The sequence below is a fragment of the Streptomyces coerulescens genome (assembly GCF_042657965.1).
Lineage (GTDB): Bacteria > Actinomycetota > Actinomycetes > Streptomycetales > Streptomycetaceae > Streptomyces > Streptomyces coerulescens.
In genome coordinates this window covers 451,921-469,164 of the sequence record NZ_JBHSKM010000044.1, presented here as the reverse complement: position 1 = coordinate 469,164, position 17,244 = coordinate 451,921, and the positions used below count along the sequence as shown (strand labels likewise).

The 17,244-nt window shown below is 69.5% G+C and carries 19 protein-coding genes and 1 pseudogene; 13 read left to right on the top strand and 7 right to left on the bottom strand.

Translation table 11 applies throughout. The annotated features are described in order from the left end of the window. Positions 1-52: 52 nt before the first annotated feature. Positions 53-208: pseudogene (locus ACFPQ9_RS39515) on the bottom strand (FAD-dependent oxidoreductase); the annotation flags it as partial. Next, on the bottom strand, positions 205-618 hold the full coding sequence (locus tag ACFPQ9_RS39510) for an arsenate reductase ArsC (protein WP_380864249.1): 414 nt from the start codon (positions 616-618) through the stop codon (positions 205-207). The pseudogene ACFPQ9_RS39515 and the gene ACFPQ9_RS39510, both read right to left, overlap by 4 nt. 93 nt (positions 619-711) lie before the next feature. On the opposite strand from ACFPQ9_RS39510, the gene ACFPQ9_RS39505 reads away from it, so the two are divergent. Genes ACFPQ9_RS39505 through ACFPQ9_RS39495 form a run of 3 tightly spaced genes read left to right on the top strand, consistent with a single transcriptional unit; the run spans position 712 to position 2,898 of the window. Next, a complete protein-coding gene (locus ACFPQ9_RS39505) occupies positions 712-1,020 on the top strand; it encodes an ArsR/SmtB family transcription factor (RefSeq protein ID WP_380864247.1) in 309 nt (102 codons plus the stop codon). A gap of 37 nt (positions 1,021-1,057) precedes the next feature. Next, positions 1,058-1,840, top strand: coding sequence for an aquaporin (locus tag ACFPQ9_RS39500; protein WP_380864245.1), 783 nt, complete (start codon positions 1,058-1,060; stop codon positions 1,838-1,840). Beyond that, a complete protein-coding gene (locus tag ACFPQ9_RS39495) occupies positions 1,837-2,898 on the top strand; it encodes an ArsO family NAD(P)H-dependent flavin-containing monooxygenase (protein WP_380864242.1) in 1,062 nt (353 codons plus the stop codon). Before ACFPQ9_RS39500 ends, ACFPQ9_RS39495 begins: the two co-directional genes overlap by 4 nt. A 17-nt stretch (positions 2,899-2,915) precedes the next feature. On the opposite strand, the gene ACFPQ9_RS39490 is transcribed toward ACFPQ9_RS39495, so the two are convergent. Together ACFPQ9_RS39490 and ACFPQ9_RS39485 are read right to left on the bottom strand one after the other, a co-directional pair. Continuing rightward, entirely contained in the window at positions 2,916-3,308 is a 393-nt protein-coding gene (locus ACFPQ9_RS39490; RefSeq protein ID WP_380864240.1) for a hypothetical protein, read from the bottom strand. 62 nt (positions 3,309-3,370) lie between these two features. Then, on the bottom strand, positions 3,371-3,736 hold the full coding sequence (locus tag ACFPQ9_RS39485) for an ArsR/SmtB family transcription factor (protein WP_380864238.1): 366 nt from the start codon (positions 3,734-3,736) through the stop codon (positions 3,371-3,373). Positions 3,737-3,833: 97 nt separating this feature from the next. Here ACFPQ9_RS39485 and ACFPQ9_RS39480 point away from each other — a divergent pair, with 97 nt between their 5' ends. The 5 genes from ACFPQ9_RS39480 to ACFPQ9_RS39460 all read left to right on the top strand — a co-directional run bounded on the left by ACFPQ9_RS39480 (position 3,834) and on the right by ACFPQ9_RS39460 (position 9,472). Continuing rightward, positions 3,834-4,175 (top strand): ArsR/SmtB family transcription factor, encoded by a 342-nt coding sequence (locus ACFPQ9_RS39480; protein WP_380864235.1) that lies wholly within the window; start codon positions 3,834-3,836, stop codon positions 4,173-4,175. Continuing rightward, the gene (locus ACFPQ9_RS39475; RefSeq protein WP_380864232.1) at positions 4,175-5,308 is read left to right on the top strand and encodes an MFS transporter; all 1,134 of its coding nucleotides are present in this window, start codon (positions 4,175-4,177) and stop codon (positions 5,306-5,308) included. Before ACFPQ9_RS39480 ends, ACFPQ9_RS39475 begins: the two co-directional genes overlap by 1 nt. Before the next feature lie 249 nt (positions 5,309-5,557). Next, positions 5,558-6,940: an FAD-dependent oxidoreductase gene (locus ACFPQ9_RS39470; RefSeq protein WP_380864230.1), complete on the top strand. Its 1,383-nt coding sequence runs from the start codon at positions 5,558-5,560 to the stop codon at positions 6,938-6,940. Between the two features lie 5 nt (positions 6,941-6,945). Then, the gene (locus ACFPQ9_RS39465) at positions 6,946-8,157 is read left to right on the top strand and encodes an MFS transporter (RefSeq protein WP_380864227.1); all 1,212 of its coding nucleotides are present in this window, start codon (positions 6,946-6,948) and stop codon (positions 8,155-8,157) included. Positions 8,158-8,353: 196 nt separating this feature from the next. Further along, entirely contained in the window at positions 8,354-9,472 is a 1,119-nt protein-coding gene (locus tag ACFPQ9_RS39460; protein ID WP_380864225.1) for a substrate-binding domain-containing protein, read from the top strand. Here ACFPQ9_RS39460 and ACFPQ9_RS39455 read toward each other — a convergent pair. After that, positions 9,429-9,920 (bottom strand): MarR family winged helix-turn-helix transcriptional regulator, encoded by a 492-nt coding sequence (locus ACFPQ9_RS39455; RefSeq protein WP_380864222.1) that lies wholly within the window; start codon positions 9,918-9,920, stop codon positions 9,429-9,431. The two genes, ACFPQ9_RS39460 and ACFPQ9_RS39455, sit on opposite strands and share 44 nt — an antisense overlap. A gap of 408 nt (positions 9,921-10,328) precedes the next feature. On the opposite strand from ACFPQ9_RS39455, the gene urtA reads away from it, so the two are divergent. The 5 genes from urtA to urtE all read left to right on the top strand — a co-directional run bounded on the left by urtA (position 10,329) and on the right by urtE (position 15,170). Then, positions 10,329-11,582 (top strand): urea ABC transporter substrate-binding protein, encoded by a 1,254-nt coding sequence (gene urtA, locus ACFPQ9_RS39450; RefSeq protein ID WP_380864219.1) that lies wholly within the window; start codon positions 10,329-10,331, stop codon positions 11,580-11,582. A gap of 93 nt (positions 11,583-11,675) precedes the next feature. After that, positions 11,676-12,563 carry an urea ABC transporter permease subunit UrtB gene (gene urtB / locus ACFPQ9_RS39445; RefSeq protein ID WP_380864216.1) on the top strand — a complete coding sequence of 296 codons (888 nt, stop codon included), beginning with the start codon at positions 11,676-11,678 and terminating at the stop codon, positions 12,561-12,563. Beyond that, positions 12,560-13,678 (top strand): urea ABC transporter permease subunit UrtC, encoded by a 1,119-nt coding sequence (urtC, locus tag ACFPQ9_RS39440; RefSeq protein ID WP_380864214.1) that lies wholly within the window; start codon positions 12,560-12,562, stop codon positions 13,676-13,678. The genes urtB and urtC overlap by 4 nt, the downstream gene beginning before the upstream one ends. Beyond that, positions 13,675-14,475: an urea ABC transporter ATP-binding protein UrtD gene (urtD, locus tag ACFPQ9_RS39435; protein WP_380864212.1), complete on the top strand. Its 801-nt coding sequence runs from the start codon at positions 13,675-13,677 to the stop codon at positions 14,473-14,475. The genes urtC and urtD overlap by 4 nt, the downstream gene beginning before the upstream one ends. A gap of 2 nt (positions 14,476-14,477) precedes the next feature. Next, a complete protein-coding gene (gene urtE / locus ACFPQ9_RS39430) occupies positions 14,478-15,170 on the top strand; it encodes an urea ABC transporter ATP-binding subunit UrtE (protein WP_380864210.1) in 693 nt (230 codons plus the stop codon). A 79-nt stretch (positions 15,171-15,249) separates the two neighbouring features. Here the strand turns inward: urtE and ACFPQ9_RS39425 are convergent, their stop codons facing one another. After that, positions 15,250-16,083 carry a class I SAM-dependent methyltransferase gene (locus ACFPQ9_RS39425; protein ID WP_380864207.1) on the bottom strand — a complete coding sequence of 278 codons (834 nt, stop codon included), beginning with the start codon at positions 16,081-16,083 and terminating at the stop codon, positions 15,250-15,252. Between the two features lie 17 nt (positions 16,084-16,100). Further along, positions 16,101-17,153 carry an ABC transporter substrate-binding protein gene (locus tag ACFPQ9_RS39420; protein WP_380864204.1) on the bottom strand — a complete coding sequence of 351 codons (1,053 nt, stop codon included), beginning with the start codon at positions 17,151-17,153 and terminating at the stop codon, positions 16,101-16,103. Positions 17,154-17,244: the final 91 nt, after the last annotated feature.

Genomic DNA, 17,244 nt, shown 5'->3' with positions numbered 1-17,244 from the left:
GACCGCTCGACCAGGCCGACCTGTTCGAGCAGCTTGAGGTGGTGGGCCAGGAGATTTCGGTCGTCTGCACCAGCGCGCCGCCGACCGTGACCGCTCTCTCGAAGACCAGCGGCTTCAGCAAGGCACGGGCGGCGTAGAGGGCGGCTGTGTATCCGGCGGGGCCGGATCCGATGACGATGACGTCGCGTATGTCCGTCGTAGTGCTCATGCCTGGGGCTTCGGCGCGATCTCCTTGATCAGGCCCTCGACGAGCACCTTGATCTCGTCGCGGATCGGACGCACCGCCTCGACGCCCTGGCCCGCCGGGTCCTCCAGCTGCCAGTCCAGGTACCGCTTGCCGGGGAAGACCGGGCAGGTGTCGCCGCAGCCCATGGTGATGCAGACGTCCGACTCCTTGACCGCGTCGACGGTGAGCATCTTCGGGACCTCGGCGGAGATGTCGATGCCGACCTCGGCCATGGCCTCGACGGCGGCCGGGTTGACGTTCGCGCCGGGGTTGGAGCCGGCGGAGCGGACCTCGACGCGGTCTCCGGCCAGGTGGGTCAGCCACGCGGCGGCCATCTGCGAACGGCCGGCGTTGTGGACACAGACGAAGAGCACGGAGGGCTTGTCGGACATCAGAGGTCTCTCTTGTCTCGCAAGGAAGATACGGGCACGGCACACATCAGTACCCGGTGGTGTCAGTCACCACTGATGTGAGAGTATCAGTGCATGCTGACGTCAGTCGACACTGATCTGATCCGGGTTCTGGCCGACCCGCTCAGGCTCCAGATCGTGACCCTCCTCGCCAAAGAGACGCTGTGCACCACCCACCTCGTGGAGGAGACGGGTGCCAAGCAGACCAACCTCTCCAACCATCTGAGAGTGCTGCGCGAGGCCGGAGTCGTGGAGACGGAACCGTGCGGCCGGTTCACCTACTACAAGCTGCGTGCGGACGTCATCGCCTCGCTGGCGGGCCAGTTCGCCGATCTGGCCGAGGCCGCCCGTTCCGCTGCCGACAACAAGCGGTCCTGCCCCTGATCCCTCGCCGCCCGGCGACTGCACCAAGGAGTCTTTGTTGACCGCCACGCACGAGTCCGCTGCGCAGTCAGCCAGAACCGACGCCTCTCCCGAGCCCGCCCCGCGGGCCACCCCGCCCCGCGCGCCGCTGTTCGCGCGGGCCGCCGCCGAACTGGTCGGTACCGCGGCCCTGGTGGCGGTCGTGGTCGGCTCCGGCATCCAGGCCACGGCGCTCACCCAGGACGTCGGAGTGCAGCTGCTGGCCAACTCGCTGGCCACGGTCTTCGGCCTCGGCGTCCTGATCACCCTGCTCGGGCCGGTCTCCGGCGCACACTTCAACCCGGCGGTCACACTGGCGGAGTGGTGGACCGCCCGGCGCGGCGGCGCCGGAGTCACGCTTCGTGAGGCGGCCGTCTACGTCCCCGCGCAGATCGTGGGTGCGATAGCCGGCGCCGTCCTGGCGGATGCGATGTTCGGCGAACCGCTCGTGAAGTGGTCGACGCACGACCGCTCGGCGGGACATCTCCTCCTCGGCGAGGTCGTCGCCACCGCCGGCCTGATCCTGCTGATCTTCGGTCTGGCCCGCACCGACCGCCTGCGCTTCGCCCCCGTGGCCGTCGCCTCCTACATCGGCGCCGCGTACTGGTTCACGTCCTCCACGTCCTTCGCGAACCCGGCGGTGACGATCGGCCGCGCCTTCACGGACACCTTCGCGGGCATCGCCCCCGGATCCCTCGCGGGCTTCATCGGCATGCAGACCGTCGGCGCGGTGGTCGGACTGGCACTCGTGGTGCTGATCTTCGCGCCCGCCCGGACGACCGCGGAGCAGCCCGCCACATGACGCGGACGACCCAGGTGGTGGTGATCGGCGGCGGCCAGGCAGGGCTCGCCGCCGGGTACCACCTGCGCCGCCGGGGCCTGACGTTCGTCATCCTCGATGCCCAGGCCGATCCCGGCGGAGCCTGGCAGCACACCTGGGACTCCCTGCACCTGTTCTCCCCGGCCGCCCACTCCTCCCTGCCCGGGTGGCTCATGCCCCCGCAGCCGGGCGAGGAGTACCCGGACGCCGCGCACGTGGTGACGTACCTGCGCGACTACGAGAAGCGGTACGAGCTGGACGTGCGCCGGCCGGTAAGCGTCCTCGGCGTCCACCGCGACGCAGATCAGCTGCTGCGGGTGGAGACGGATTCCGGCACCTGGCACGCCCAGGCCGTCATCAGCGCGACCGGCACCTGGCAGCGCCCCTTCCTCCCCGCCGTCCCGGGCCGGGAGTCCTTCGGCGGCAGGCAGCTGCACACCGTGGAGTACCGACACGCACAGGACTTCGCGGGCGGCCGCGTGATCGTGGTCGGCGGCGGCAACTCGGGCGCCCAGATCGCCGCCGACCTGGCGTACGACACCCACCTGATCTGGGTCACGCAGCGCCCGCCCCGTTTCCTGGCCGACGACATCGACGGCCGAGTGCTGTTCGACGTGGCCTCCGCCCGGCGCCGGGCCCTGGACGAGGGAGGGACCGACACCGGCGGCGTCGCCTCGCTGGGCGACATCGTCGCCGTACCGCCCGTAAGGGAAGCTCGTGACCGTGGCGTGCTGAAGGCCACGCCGATGTTCACCCGACTCGTCCCCGGCGGCGTCGAATGGGCCGACGGCACCCGAGCCGAGGCCGACGCGATCATCTGGTGCACCGGCTTCCGCGCGGCCCTCTCCCACCTCGCCCCGCTCCGACTGCGCGGACGCCGCGGCCACATCGCCACCGCCGGCACCCGCGCGGTGGACGAGCCCCGCCTGCACCTGCTCGGTTACGGCGACTGGACCGGCCCCGCCTCCGCCACCCTCATAGGCGTCGGCAGGCCGGCCCGCGACGCGGCGAGCGAGATCGCTGGACTCCTCGATGTCTGAGGTCGCACGCCACACCGTCAGCTCAACGAATCGACAACCCCGGGCACTTGTACGGCGACGGACTTCGGCAGTGGCGCATAGTGAAGCCTGGACAGCGGCTTCCGGCCCTCGTCGCTGGCCGTACAGGCCAGGAACGACTTCAGAGCGGGCAGTGTGTCGGCCGCGTTGCCCCGGTCGCAGACGATCTCATAGCTGACCAGCACGATCGGACACGTGCCGTCGGCGGAGGTCTGGTAGTCGAACCTCAGGGTCAGGTCCTTGCCCTTGCCGATCACCTTGGCGGCGGCGACACCGGCGGACGCCGTCCGCGCCGTCGCGGCCCGTTGACTCGCACTCCACCCCGCCGGGACATAGATGCTTGCCCATGTCGCGCGTGTGGTGGTGACGCGGAGGCGAATGTCTGTCGACACGTGCTTCTGTCGCGCAGCCGTACTGCTGTGCCGTGCGTGGTGGGCCGGGGAGGCTGGGCGGACTACCGGACGGTCAGCAGCTGCCCCATGGCCGCGAGCACCGACGGTTCGACCCTGTAGTAGACCCACGTGCCGCGTCGCTCGGAGGTGAGCAGACCCGCTTCCTTGAGCTTCTTCAGGTGGTGGGAGACGGTCGGCTGGGAGACGCCGACGTCGGAGATGTCGCACACGCATGCCTCGCCGCCCTCGTGCGAGGCCACCGCAGAGAACAGCCGGAGGCGGACGGGGTCGCCGAGCGCCTTGAACATCCGCGCGGTCCGCTCCGCCTCCTCCGCGGTGAAGGGCCGCTCGGTCAGAGGCGGGCAGCACGGCACCGCACCATCAGGGGCCTCGGGTTCGAGCAACGGTAGAACCCTCGTATTCGACATGCATCTATGTTGACATACGTCGATCCAATGGTCGATGGGCGCAGGGGGTCACAGCTGCCCGGTCATCGACTATCGTCGATGACCGATGAGTGGATTCTTGGAACGATCCGAGGCCGAGCAGTACGCGAGCTGGTTCAAGGCGCTGGCCGACGCCACCCGGATTCAGATCGTGACTCTGCTGGCACGCAGCGGTGAGCCTCTGACTGTGGGGCAGATCGTCGAGGCTGTGGCGGTGGGGCAGTCGACGGTCTCGCATCACCTGAAGGGCCTGGCGGAGGTCGGGTTTGTGCTGGTCGAGCGTGAGGGCTCGTTCAGCCGGTACCGGCTGAACGAGGAATGCGTCGAAGCCTTCCCCTCGGCTGCTGACGTCGTCATGGGGCGCCCCGCTCCTGCCCGGAGCGGAGGCGGTCAGGCGCGCGGGCGCCGGCGGAGCGGCTGATGGGCGCCGGCGCCGGACAGGCGGAGCGGGCGCCGATGCGTTCCGCGGCTGTCTATGCCCTGCTGCTGGCACTGGGTGCGCTGGACGCGGCCGGGTACAGCCTGATCGCGCCGGTGCTTCCTGGTCTGGCCGCGCAGACCGGCGCCGGTGCCACGGCGATGGGATTGCTGGTCGCCACGTTCCCGTTGGGGATGGTCGCGGGCTTCGCCCTGGGCGGGGCCGTGGTCCAGCGCAGCACCCCGGCGCGGCTGCTCCTGATGGGACTGCTGCTGGTCGCCGCGGGCAGCCTGGGGTTCATCTTCGGCGCTGACCTGGCCGCCTTCGCCGTCTCGCGTCTGGTGATGGGCCTGGGGTCCGGGTTCCTGTGGCTGGGGATCACCTTTGCCACCCTGGCCGCCTGGCCCGGACAGGAGTACCTGTGCATGAGCCGCATCTACGCCGCCTACTCCGCAGGAGGGCTCCTGGGCCCGCTGCTCGGCACGATCCATGGGGTGCGCGGCCCCTTCGTCGCCTACCTGACCCTTGCCCTCCTCGCAGTTGTGCCTGTGGCGACGCTTCGGCTTCCTTCAGCGGTGGGGGCGTTCACCAGCGACCGGCGAGCGGTGCGCTCGCCCGAATTCCTCGCGGCTGCTGCCTCCATCGCCTTCGCGGTCATGGCGCTCGGGACACTCGAAGGCGTGCTGCCGCTCCACTTCGGCACCAGGCTGCGTCAATCCCAGATCGGGGTGCTGTATGCGGCGACATCGGTATTGGTCGTGGTGGCGGGGGCAGTGGCGGCACGATGGCAGCCGCGGAAGGTGATGCTGGGCTCGACCGTTCCTGTGGCTGTCGGGTTCGCGGTCGCTGGAGCCACTTCGGCCGTACCGGGATGGATCGCGGCGCTCGCTCTTGCGGGGGTCGGCATCGGCCTGGCCAACACAGGAGCCACCGGCCTCCTCCTGGATGCCGGGTCGGCGCAACGCATCGTGACGGCCATGGTGCTGTGGTCCCAGATCGGCATCCTCGGTTACCTGCTCGCTCCACTCCTCGGCGGACCCGCGGCCGACGCCTTCGGCTACGGGGCGGTTGCCATCATGGTCGCGCTGACCGCGGCGGCGCTCGCCGTGATGCTGTCCCGGCCCCGTCGGTCGTGAGCCGGGCTCGGCATTGCGGCTCTGCCCCGTTGGGTCATGCCGAGCAGCGTCCAACCTCAATGCCCAGGGCCCGCAAGTCCTACGGTGCGGCGGGCCCCGACCGACCGCCCCCGATCACCGCAAGGTCGACGTGCTCCACAAGGAGCCTTCCAATTCGATGAATGTCTATGTTGACGTTCATCGAATCAGGTGGGATGCTGGCAGCCAAGAGATCGACGGATGTCGAAGTAGAGGCAAAGGGGAATCGTCGTGAGTGCGCCTATCACCGGGGGGTCCACCCCCGACCAGCTGCCCGTCGTGGTCATCGGGGCCGGTCCTGTCGGCCTGGCCGCCGCCGCCCACCTCGTGGAGCGCGGCCTCGAACCGCTGGTCCTGGAAGCCGGCCCCTCCGCTGGGACCGCCGTGCGGGAGTGGGCGCACGTGCGGCTGTTCTCCCCCTGGGCCGAGGTCATCGCGCCTGCCGCCGAGAAGCTCCTCGCGCCGACCGGCTGGGTGCGTCCCGACGGGGCGGCGTACCCGACCGGCGGCGACTGGGCCGAGCAGTACCTCCAGCCGCTCGCCGACATCCTCGGTGACAAGATCCGCTACGGCGCTACGGTCACCGGGGTCGCCCGCGCCGGACGCGACCGGATCGTCGACGCCGGACGGGACGAGCAGCCCTTCACCCTCCACATCACGACGGCCGAGGGACGAGAGGAACGCATCACCGCCCGAGCCGTCATCGACGCCTCGGGCACCTGGTCGACGCCCAGCCCGCTCGGCGGCAACGGCCTGCTCGCCCTCGGCGAGAAGGCGGCCGCCGGCCGCATCTCCTACCGTGTGCCCGACCTGAAGGACCCGGCCGTCCGTACCCGGTACGCGGGCAAGCGCACAGCGGTCGTCGGCTCCGGTGCCTCCGCCTTCACCGCGCTCGCCCACCTCGCCGATCTGGCCAAGGAAAGCAACGGCACGCACACGGTGTGGATCCTGCGCCGAGGGATCACCGGGTCCACCTACGGCGGCGGGGAGGCCGACCAATTGCCCGCGCGCGGCGCCCTCGGCCTGCGTGCCAAGGACGCCGTCGAGGACGGGTACGCCTCCGCCGTCACCGGATTCCGGGCACAGGCTGTGGAACTCGACGGAGACCAAGGTCTGGTCCTGGTCGCCGAGGACGGCCGCCGACTGGATCCGGTCGACGAGGTGATCGTGCTGACCGGCTTCCGCCCCGACCTGTCCTTTCTCTCTGAGGTCCGCCTCGGCCTCGACGACCGCCTCCAGGCCCCGACCGCGCTGGCCCCGCTCATCGACCCCAACGTCCACTCCTGCGGCACCGTCTACCCGCACGGCGTGAATGAGCTCACCCACCCGGACAAGGACGTCTATCTCGTCGGCATGAAGTCCTACGGCCGCGCCCCCACGTTCCTGGCGATGACCGGTTACGAACAGGTCCGCTCGATCGCGGCGGCGATCGCCGGGGACCAGGAGGCCGCCGAGCGCGTCGAGCTCACTCTGCCGGAGACGGGAGTCTGCGGCGGCGCGGGCCTGTTCGACGAGCCCGAGACAGCACAGGCGGGCGAGGGCGGTGGCTGCTGCGCAGCCCCGGCCACCCTGCAGATCGGCGTCGGCGCCCCGACCGCCTCCGGCGGCTGCTGACCCTCGTGGCCGACCTCGACGCCCGCGGGGCCGCGACCGGAACCGGGGACCGGTCGCGGCCCCGCGCTGCTCTGCCCGCCCTGTGCGCCACCCAGATCACCAGCTGGGGGATCGTCTACTACGCCTTCCCCGTCCTCAATGCCAGGATCACCGCCGACACCGGCTGGTCCACGACCGCCACGACGGCGGCGTTCTCCGCGGCTCTGCTGGTCTCGGCCCTGACGGGCGTCCCGGTCGGCCGCATCCTCGACCGCCAGGGGCCGCGTGCCGTCATGACGGCCGGCTCGCTGATCGGGGTCGTGGCCGTGCTGGCCCTCGCGTACGCACCCAACCTGCCCTCCTTCACCGCGGCCTGGATGCTTGCCGGAGTGGCCATGGCCGCCACCTTCTACCAGCCCGCCTTCGCCGCCCTCACCCGCTGGTGGGGCGAGCAGCGCATCCGAGCGCTCACGATCGTCACCCTCGCAGGCGGTCTCGCTTCCACCGCCTTCGCACCCCTGACGGCCACGCTCGCCGAACACCTCACCTGGCGCGCCACGTACACCGTGCTCGCCGTGCTCCTGGCCCTGATCACGATCCCCGCCCATGCGATCGCGCTGAGAGCACCGTGGCCGCCCACGCCCACGCAGCCCGCGGACCTCCCTGGCGACAGCGGCGAGATCGCTCGCAGCCGCCCTTTCCTGCTGCTCGCCGCCGCCCTCACTCTCAATGGCTTCGTGATGTACGCCGTGGTCATCGCCCTTGTGCCCCTACTGACGGAACGCGGAGCAGACCCCACGACGGCTGCCTGGGCCCTTGGACTCGGCGGCGCCGGCCAGACACTGGGCCGCACGCTCTACACAAGTCTCGCTCGCCGGACGGCCGTTACCACGCGCACCGTCACCCTGATCGCGCTGGGCGGCGGCACCACCGCGCTGCTCGCAGCGGTGCCCGGTCCTGTGCCCCTGCTCGTCCTCCTGGCGATCGCGGCCGGAATGGTACGGGGCAACCTCACCCTCCTTCAGGCCACCGCCGTCACCGACCGCTGGGGCACCGCTCACTACGGCCGTCTCTCCGGCCTTCTCGCCGCACCGGTCACCATCGCCGGCGCACTGTCTCCCTTCGCCGGGGCGGCACTCGCGAAGGAACTGGGCGGATACTCGGTCCTCTTCGCCCTGCTTTCCGTCATCTCGCTGATCGCGTGCGTCCTCGCATTCGGGTCGGGGCGCAAGCCCTGACACGGGCTCACTCAGACGTCGACTTCGACGAGGAACAGCAGTGAAAGGCCACTTCGCCGCAGGGAGTTCCCGCAGGGTGGCTCGGATGCGCCCCGCGCCCCCTCCATACCACGGGTCGGCCCCCTCATCCCTACAGATCGGTCTCATATCCCGGCTGCCGCTTGGGTGCTGATCGCCGTCCGGCAATCATGTCGGCATGTCCCGGCCGTTCCGCCTTCATGCTCCCGAGTGGTTCACAGCCGACGATTCAACCCTGAACGTCGCGCTGGTGTACCCGATGCAGGGGCCTGCCGGGATCTTCGGTCCCGCATGCGAGGCATGCGCGCAGCTGGCCGCTGAAGAGATCAACAAATCCGGCGGCGTGCTCGGCAAGGAGCTGCGGCTGCTCGAGGTCGACGGGGGAGCGGACCCGCACACAGTGGCCGCCTCGGTGGAGGCCTTGGTGGCCACGGGCACGGTGCACGGTGTCACCGGCTGGCACATCTCCTCGGTCCGGCAGGCGGTGGCGCCGCGCATCGCCCACCGGGTGCCGTACGTCTACACCGCCCTCTATGAGGGCGGCGAGCACACCGACGGCGTCTTCCTCACCAGCGAGACCCCCGACTGGCAGCTCCTGCCCGCGATGCGGCTGCTGGCCGAGACGCGGCGGGTGCGGCGGTGGTTCGTCGTCGGCAACAACTACGTCTGGCCACGCCGCACGGCCCGCGCCGCCCGCCGCTACGCGCGCGTGAGCCGCGGCGGGCGGGTGTGCGGTGAGGCGTATCTGCCGCTAGGGACGGACGACTTCGGAGAAGTCCTGCGGCGTATCGAGCACGCGGACGCCGACGGCGTGCTGATGCTGCTGGTCGGCAGTGACGCGGTCCGCTTCAACCGGGCCTTCGCCGCTTCGGGCCTCGACCAGCGCTGTCTGCGGCTGAGCACTCTGATGGACGAGAACATGCTGATGGCCAGCGGGCCGGAGGCGACCGGCGATCTGTTCAGTACGGCCGGCTTCTTCGCCTCTCTGGCCAACCAGGACACCCTGGACTTCCACGGCCGGTACGCCGACCGCTTCGGCTTCGAAGCCCCGGCCCCGGGAAGCCTCGGCGAGTCCTGCTACGAGGGTGTCCTGCTGCTCGCGTCACTGATCGAACGCGCCCGCACCCTGGACGTGTCCGCGATCTCGGCCACCGCGGAGAACGTGTCCTACGAGGGGCCGCGCGGACTGCTCCACCTCCAGGACGGGCATGTGCGGCAACGCATCTACCTGGCACAGGCGGATGGGCTCGACTTCAACGTGCTCGCCCAACTATGCGCTCCGCACGACCTGTTGTGACCCTCCGCGCACCTGCCGGGCCGCGTTCTTCCAAGGCGCCGGACACACGCTCGAGCAGGGCGCCGAGCTGCTCCGTGTCCTCATCCGCGAGGAGGCTCTCCACGTCTGCCCAGTCGGCGCGCACTTCACGGAGCAGCAGCTGCCGGCGCTGCATTCCGCGCGGGGTGAGATGCGCCAAGACCCGGCGCCGGTCGGCGGGGTCGACGCGGCGGAACACCAGGTTCTGATCGACGAGTTGGTCGACGAGCTTCGTCAGACTGGGCGCCGGCAGGAAGGCGTGCTCGGCGAGGGCCGTCATGTTGTGCCCCTGTCCGTCGGACAGCAGATCAAGTACTCGCCATGCCTCGATGGAGCAGTCGAACTCGTCGAGCACGGACTGCACTCGGCGGGCGGCCAGTCGTTCGGCCCGCGTCAGCAGGTGGAGCAGTTCCTGGGGCCGTCTCGCCATCGTGCTCCTCCGCTCATGCCCTTGACCGCTGCCCGAGCCTACCTTCGATCACCCGAGGCATGACAAGGGGGGACCGGGGAAACTGATCCTTCCCGCGGGAAGCATTAATTGCCCATGCTGTGATGCTGTCAACCCCGCATCAGCAGTGGCGACTTCCTTTGCGGTACCCGCAGTTTTACTTCCGTTGGAAACTACCCTTCAATTGCGTCGAAACGCATTGGAAACAGTTTCCTCGCAGGCTGTGGTCGCACTTAAGCGACCAGTCCGGACACCACCCCGGTACGGCTGGGGAAGCCGTGCGTCAACGCCACCGCGTCTGAAGCGCGTCACATCCATTCCCTCCCTCGGCTCCACTCGGAGCTCTTCCGCTCATTTCACTTCGCCCCCTCCGGGGCAAGGAGGTTGTGTATGTCCGGGCTCAGCATCAGCAGACGCGGTCTCCTGACCGGTATATCCGCCGTCGGTGCGTCCGCCGCCCTCAGTGCCTGTGGCGCCAAGACCGGCAGTGATACGTCGTCCGCGGCCGGCGCAAAGGCGGACACCTCGGGCGACACCGTCAAGGTCGGTCTGCTGAACTCCCTCTCGGGCACCATGGCCATCAGCGAGGTCACGGTCCACAACGCGCTGCTGCTGGCGGTCAAGGAGATCAACGCGGCCGGCGGTGTGCTGGGCAAGAAGCTCAAGCCCATCAGCCAGGACGGCGCCTCCGACTGGCCGACCTTCGCCGAGAAGGCCGAGGCCCTGATCACCGACGACAAGGTCGCCGCCACCTTCGGATGCTGGACCTCCGCCAGCCGCAAGGCGGTCAAGCCGGTCTTCGAGCGCTACAAGTCACCCCTCTTCTATCCCGTGCAGTACGAGGGCCTGGAGGAGTCGCCGTACATCTTCTACATCGGCGCCACCACCAACCAGCAGATCGTGCCCGCCCTCGACTACCTCAAGAAGCAGGGCCTGACCAAGCTCTACCTGGTCGGCAGCGACTACGTGTTCCCCCGCACCGCCAACAAGATCATCAGGGCGTACGCCAAGGCCAACGGCATGGAGATCAAGGGCGAGGACTACGCGCCGCTCGGCTCCACGGAGTTCAGCACCATCGTCAACAAGGTCAAGGACGCCGGCGCCGACGCCGTGTTCAACACCCTCAACGGCGACAGCAACGTGGCCTTCTTCAAGGAGTACAAGTCCGCGGGCCTCACCGCCAAGAGCCTGCCGGTGCTCTCCGTCTCGATCGCCGAGGAGGAGGTCAAGAGCATCGGCACCCAGTACCTGGAAGGCCAGTTGACGGCCTGGAACTACTACCAGACCACGCCGGGCGCGGCCAACACCAAGTTCGTCGAGGCCTACCAGGCCGCATACGGCAAGGACAAGCCGACCAGCGACCCGATGGAGGCCGCGTACATCTCGGTCCACCTCTGGAAAGACATGGTCGAGAAGGCGGGGTCCTTCGACATCGCCAAGGTCAAGGCGGCCTCCGACGGCATCGAACTCGACGCCCCCGAGGGCAAGGTCACCGTCGACGGCGCTTCCCAGCACGTCTACAAGACGGCCCGCATCGGCAAGGTCGGTGCCGACGGCCTCATCGAGGAGGTCTGGAACTCGGGCAAGCCGATCAAGCCGGACCCGTACCTGAAGGGCTACTCCTGGGCCTCCGGCCTGTCCTGAACCCCGGGTCCCTCCCGGCGCCCGGCCTCGACACCGAGGCCGGGCCGTGCCCATGGAACGCCCGCACGCCCGTCCCCGACCCGGAGCCGCTTCATGACGGTCATCCTCAACCAGTCCTTCACCGGCATCAGCATCGGTGCCGTCCTGCTGCTCATCGCCCTCGGCCTGACCCTGACGTTCGGGCAGATGGGGGTGATCAACATGGCGCACGGCGAGTTCATCATGGCCGGCGCCTACACGACGTACGTGCTCCAGAAGTCCATCAGCGGCGCAGGCGTCTCGCTTCTCGTCGCGCTGCCGCTGGCCTTCCTGGTCGCCGGAGCCATGGGCGCGCTGCTCGAATGGCTGCTGATCCGGCGCCTTTACACCCGCCCGCTGGACACGCTGCTGGTCACCTGGGGTGTCTCGCTGATGCTCCAGCAACTCGCCCGTGACGTCTTCGGCGCCCCCAACGTGCAGACCAGCGCCCCCGACCTGCTCACCGGCAACATTTCCCTGGGCGGCGGCATCACCCTCGCCAACAGCCGGCTGTTCATCCTCGGCCTCGCCCTGCTGTGCGTCCTCGGCCTCACGCTGCTCCTCCGGCTCACCCCGCTGGGGCGCCGTATCCGCGCCGTCGTACAGAACCGGGACCTCGCGGAGGTGTCCGGGATCGCGACCGGCCAGGTCGACCGCATCACCTTCTTCATCGGCTCGGGACTCGCGGGCGTGGCCGGTGTCGCGCTCACCCTGGTCGGCCCGATCGGCCCGACCATGGGCACCAACTACATCGTCGACGCCTTCCTGGTCGTCGTCGTGGGCGGCATCGGCCGGCTCAAGGGGAGCGTCATCACCGCCTTCGCGCTCGGCGTGCTCCAGTCCGTCCTTGAATACTCGACGACAGTCAGTGTCGCCAAGGTCGTCGTGCTCGTGGCGATCGTCGCCTTCCTCCAGTGGCGACCCCAGGGCCTGTACACACTGCGCACCCGGAGCCTGGCATGACGACAACGACCGAACCCGCCCCCTCGGTGGTGACCACGCCGCCCCCGTCCCCGCTGGAGCGCTTCCGCGTCCCCGCCGGCTTCGCCCTCGGCGCGGTACTCCTCCTCGGAGTCGCACCGCTCGCCCTGACCGACTTTCGCCTCAACCTCCTCGCCAAGTACCTGTGTTACGCGATCGTCGCGGTCGGCGTCAGCCTGGCCTGGGGCCGGGGCGGGCTCATGGTGCTCGGCCAGGGCGTCTTCTTCGGCCTCGGCGGCTACGCCATGGCCATGCACCTCAAGCTCGCCGACGCCGCCACCACCGGCGAGACCCTGCCCGACTTCATGCAGCTCTACGGCAGCGGCGACGGCCTGCCGTGGTGGTGGAAGCCGTTCGCGAACCCGGCGTTCGCGCTCGCCATGACCGTGGTGCTGCCGATGGCCGTGGCCGCCCTGCTGGGCTTCTTCGTCTTCCGCCGCCGAGTGAAGGGCGCCTACTTCGCCATCCTCAGCCAGGCGTTGGCGGCCGCCCTGTCCATCTGGCTGATCGGCCAGCAGGCCACCACCGGCGGCACGAACGGCCTCACCGACATCCAGGGCTTCTTCGGCTACGCGCTGGACGACCCGGTCAACCTGCGGATGGTCTACTTCGTCATCGCCGCTGTCCTGCTGCTGCTGATGGTGCTGGCCCGCCAACTGTTCGTCAGCCGGTACGGCGAACTCCTCGTCGCGGTGCGGGACTCCGAGGAGCGGGTGCGCTTCCTCGGCTACGACCCGGCCAACGTCAAGCTCGTGGCGTACGTCGTCGCGGCCGGGATGGCCGGGCTGGCGGGCGCGCTCTTCGTGCCGGCCGTCGGGATCATCTCCCCGGCGCTGATCGGGATCGTGCCGTCCATCGGCTTCGTGATCGGCGCGGCCGTCGGCGGACGCGCCTCGCTGGTCGGGGCGGTACTCGGCGCGATCGCCGTGGCCTGGGCACAGAGCGAGCTGTCCGACGCCTTCCCGGCCGCGTGGACATACCTCCAGGGCATGCTGTTCGTCCTCGCGGTCGGCTTCCTGCCCGGCGGCCTCGCCTCCCTGGGCGTGGCGCTGCGCAGGCGCCGGGCCGCCACTCGTACGACGGGAGAAACGGCATGAGCGGCGAGGGACTGACCATTCGCGACCTCAAGGTCACCTTCGACGGGTTCACCGCCGTCGACGGGGTGGATCTCGACATCCACCCCGGCGACCTGCGGTTCCTCATCGGCCCGAACGGCGCCGGTAAGACCACGCTCGTCGACGCCGTCACCGGCCTGGTGAAGGCCACCGGCTCGGTCCGGTTCGGAGACCAGGACCTGTTGGGCAGGCCGGTGCAGAGGATCGCCCGCATGGGCATCGGCCGTACGTTCCAGACAGCCACGGTCTTCGAGCAGCTGACCGTCCTTCAGAACCTCGACATCGCCGCCGGAGCCGGGCGTGGCGTGTGGACGATGCTGCGCCGCCGCAAGGGCATACCCGACGAGGTGGCCAAGGCACTGGAGACGACGGGGCTGACGGACCTGCGGGACCGCCCCGCCGGAGCGCTCGCGCACGGCCAGAAGCAGTGGCTGGAGATCGGCATGCTGCTCGTCCAGGACGTCAAGCTGCTCCTGCTCGACGAACCGGTGGCAGGCATGAGCCATGACGAACGCGAGGCCACCGGCGAACTCCTGCAACGCGTCAGCGCCGACCACACCGTCGTCGTCATCGAGCACGACATGGACTTCATGCGCTCCTTCGCCCGCAGCGTCAGCGTCCTGCACGCCGGCAAGGTCCTCAGCGAGGGCACGGTCGCCGAGGTCCAGGCCGATGCCAAGGTCCAGGACGTCTACCTGGGCCGCGCCTCCGAGCCGGAGACCGAGGAAGTCGAACCCGCCCCCGTCACCATGCCGGTGGCCGTCGCCGAGGAGGCGTGACCATGCTGGAGATCAGCTCCGTCCATGCCGGTTACGACCGCACCACGGTGCTGCACGGCGTGACGGTCTCCGTCCCGAGGGACGGCGTCGCCACGGTCCTCGGCCACAACGGCGCCGGCAAGAGCACCCTGCTGCGCGCCGCAATGGGCCTGATCAAGCCGAAGCGCGGCACCGTCCTCCTCGACGGCGAGGACATCACCCGCCTCGCCCCGCACCGGCGGGTGGCCCGCGGCATGGCCTATGTCCCGCAGGGACAGCAGTCCTTCCCGCACCTGACCACGGCCGAGAACCTCCAACTCGTCGCGGACGGCCGCAGCGGCGGCAAGGAGGCCGTCGCCGAGGCCCTGGACCTCTTCCCCGTCCTGCGCGAGCTGTCCGGTCGCCGCGCCGGTCTCCTCTCCGGCGGTCAGCGCCAGCAACTCGCCATCGCCCGCGCCCTCATCACCCGCCCGAAGCTCCTCCTCCTCGACGAACCCACCGAGGGCATCCAGCCTTCCGTCGTCGCCGAGATCGAGGAGACGATCCTCGCCCTGACCCGGCGCGGCGGACTCTCCGTACTGCTCGTGGAACAACACGTCGGCTTCGCCATGCGCGCCGCCCAGCACTACTACGTCCTGGAAGCGGGCCGGGTGACCTCGACCGGAGAGGGCGGCACCGGCTCCGAGCAGACCGTGCGGGCGGCACTGAGCGTGTGAGACGTCGGTCCAGTGCCTCACGGAACAGGGCCTTCGACTGCGAGACGTCGGTCTCCGTCGAAGGCCCGCTTCGGCGCGCTCAGTCGGCGAACCGGAAAAGGTTGAAGCGGTACGCCTCCACGTCGCGGCGGCGAAGTGCCGAGGCGGCGCGCAGCATCAGGCGGTAGGTCGTGTTGAGCCGACGGGCCACAGGGGCCGGGAGGCGGGTGAAGCTGCGGGAGTCGGCCAGGTGGACGCCTGGGCGCCAGCGCTCCAAGGCCGCCGGATCGTCGCAACGCCAGCGCATCCGGGCCGCCACCTTGCCCAGGACGTCGTGGCTGTCCTGGCTGTCCACCATCCGCCCGGCGGCGGTCTCCAGGGCGAGCAGGGCGCCCGGGAGTCGCTCGGCGATCAGGTCGAACACTGACCGGACCTGCCACTCCTCCAGATAGATGAGCACGGCCTCGGCGGCCAGGAAGTACGGCCCCGGGCGCTTGCGTACCTCGTCGGTCCAGGCCGGATCGGTGACCGAGGCGGCGAGCATGCGCCTGCGGTCGGTGTCCTCGAAAAACGCGCGCCGTAGCGCGATGACGTCCGGCAGGTCCATGTCGATCCAGTGCACTATGCCGTTGTCGAGCCGCTCGAACCGGGTGTTGAGGCCGGTGCCGATCTCCACGACCGTGCCCGGGGGGTGCCGCCGGAGGAAGTCGGCGACCCAGGCGTCGAACAGCAGAGTCCGCAGGTTCGCGCCGAGCAGGCTCTTGGCACCGTCGAACCGGGTGAAGTCGTAGTCGATGGCATCGACCATCTCCACTGCGCGTGGGTCGCTGAGCATGCCGTTCCGCTTGCGGGTCTCCGCCGCCCGTGCGTAGAGCGGGATGAGCAACGTCTCCTGGACGTCGCCGAGTTCGGGCGGCCGCTTGGGCTGGGTCACGGGATGCGCCTCCTGGGTTACGCCTTGAGCTTCCTCGACTTCCGCACGGCTGCGGCCAGGCGTTCGACGACCGGCGCCCATCCCGCGTAGCTGAAGCGCTCCTCCATCGACCAGGGCGTGGTCTGGCCGGCCTTGACCGCGGGCAGTTGGCGCCAGGTGGCCTTCTCGTTGAGTTGCTCCACGGACATGGAGGCGGAGCGGTTGTCGATCATGATGAGGTCGGCGTGGTACTTGTTGGCGTTCTCCCAGCTGAGGAACTCCCAGAAACCCCACTCATCGGACTTCTTGCCCTCGACGAACTCCACTCCCAGGTCCTTGAAGTAGTTCAGGTCGCAATAGGAGTCGGGGACGGCGACATAGAAGTTGTCCTTGTCGCCGGTGACGGCCATGACCTTCAGTCCGCCGTTGGCCTTGGCCGTGTCGCGCAGGGTCGCGATGGCTTTGTCGAAGCGTGCTTTGGCGTCCGTGGTCTTCTTCGCGCTCAGGTCCGCTCCGAGGGACTCGGCGAGTTCGGCGGTGCGCTTGAGCGGGTTGAGCAGGGAGGTGCGCGCGACGCTGATGCCGACCGTGGGAGCCAGGACCTCGACCTTCTTCTTGCTCTCCTCGGGGACGAACCACAGGTTCGGCGGAGGGAACATGTTGCTGATCAGCAAGTCGGGCTGGAGGGCCGCGTACTTCTCGACGTTGAACTGGCCCCAAGCGGTCCCCAGGCTGGTCAGCTTGGATACGTCCATGTCGCCGACCTGCGGGTTGGGCCTGCCGTCCACCGGTTCGCTGGGGCCGAAGACGCCTGTGCACGAGATGCCGTAGTCGTACAGGGCGGCGGCCGTGCTGACGAACGCGACGATCGTCTTCGGCTTCTTGTCGGTCCTGGCCGTACGACCGCGGTCGTCCTGGAACGACCAGGGTCCGCCGCGCGTGCTCGCTTCGGCCGATGACCCGGTCGTGGGCTTGTCGTCGTTGCCGCAGGCGGCGAACAGGGGGCCGAGGGCGAGCGCGCCGCCGAGTGCGAGCAGGCGACGTCGGGACGGGACGGACGGAGCGTCGGGGCGGGACGGCGTTGCGGTCATGACGGTGCTTCTCTTTCATGCACAGGGGAACTGCAGAGAACAGCCGAGGTCCGACAGGCAATGCCCAGCACGGAGAGCCAGGTAAGGCTAA

Bases quoted from the DNA above. Each gene is read 5' to 3' on its own strand.
- ACFPQ9_RS39510 (WP_380864249.1), bottom strand. From the start codon at position 618: ATGTCCGACAAGCCCTCCGTGCTCTTCGTCTGTGTCCACAACGCCGGC.
- ACFPQ9_RS39485 (WP_380864238.1), bottom strand. From the start codon at position 3,736: ATGTCGAATACGAGGGTTCTACCGTTGCTCGAACCCGAGGCCCCTGAT.
- urtB (WP_380864216.1), top strand. From the start codon at position 11,676: ATGACGGTCATCCTCAACCAGTCCTTCACCGGCATCAGCATCGGTGCC.
- urtA (WP_380864219.1), top strand. From the start codon at position 10,329: ATGTCCGGGCTCAGCATCAGCAGACGCGGTCTCCTGACCGGTATATCC.
- ACFPQ9_RS39460 (WP_380864225.1), top strand. From the start codon at position 8,354: ATGTCCCGGCCGTTCCGCCTTCATGCTCCCGAGTGGTTCACAGCCGAC.
- ACFPQ9_RS39475 (WP_380864232.1), top strand. From the start codon at position 4,175: ATGGGCGCCGGCGCCGGACAGGCGGAGCGGGCGCCGATGCGTTCCGCG.
- urtD (WP_380864212.1), top strand. From the start codon at position 13,675: ATGAGCGGCGAGGGACTGACCATTCGCGACCTCAAGGTCACCTTCGAC.
- ACFPQ9_RS39505 (WP_380864247.1), top strand. From the start codon at position 712: ATGCTGACGTCAGTCGACACTGATCTGATCCGGGTTCTGGCCGACCCG.
- ACFPQ9_RS39455 (WP_380864222.1), bottom strand. From the start codon at position 9,920: ATGGCGAGACGGCCCCAGGAACTGCTCCACCTGCTGACGCGGGCCGAA.
- ACFPQ9_RS39495 (WP_380864242.1), top strand. From the start codon at position 1,837: ATGACGCGGACGACCCAGGTGGTGGTGATCGGCGGCGGCCAGGCAGGG.
- urtC (WP_380864214.1), top strand. From the start codon at position 12,560: ATGACGACAACGACCGAACCCGCCCCCTCGGTGGTGACCACGCCGCCC.
- urtE (WP_380864210.1), top strand. From the start codon at position 14,478: ATGCTGGAGATCAGCTCCGTCCATGCCGGTTACGACCGCACCACGGTG.
- ACFPQ9_RS39420 (WP_380864204.1), bottom strand. From the start codon at position 17,153: ATGACCGCAACGCCGTCCCGCCCCGACGCTCCGTCCGTCCCGTCCCGA.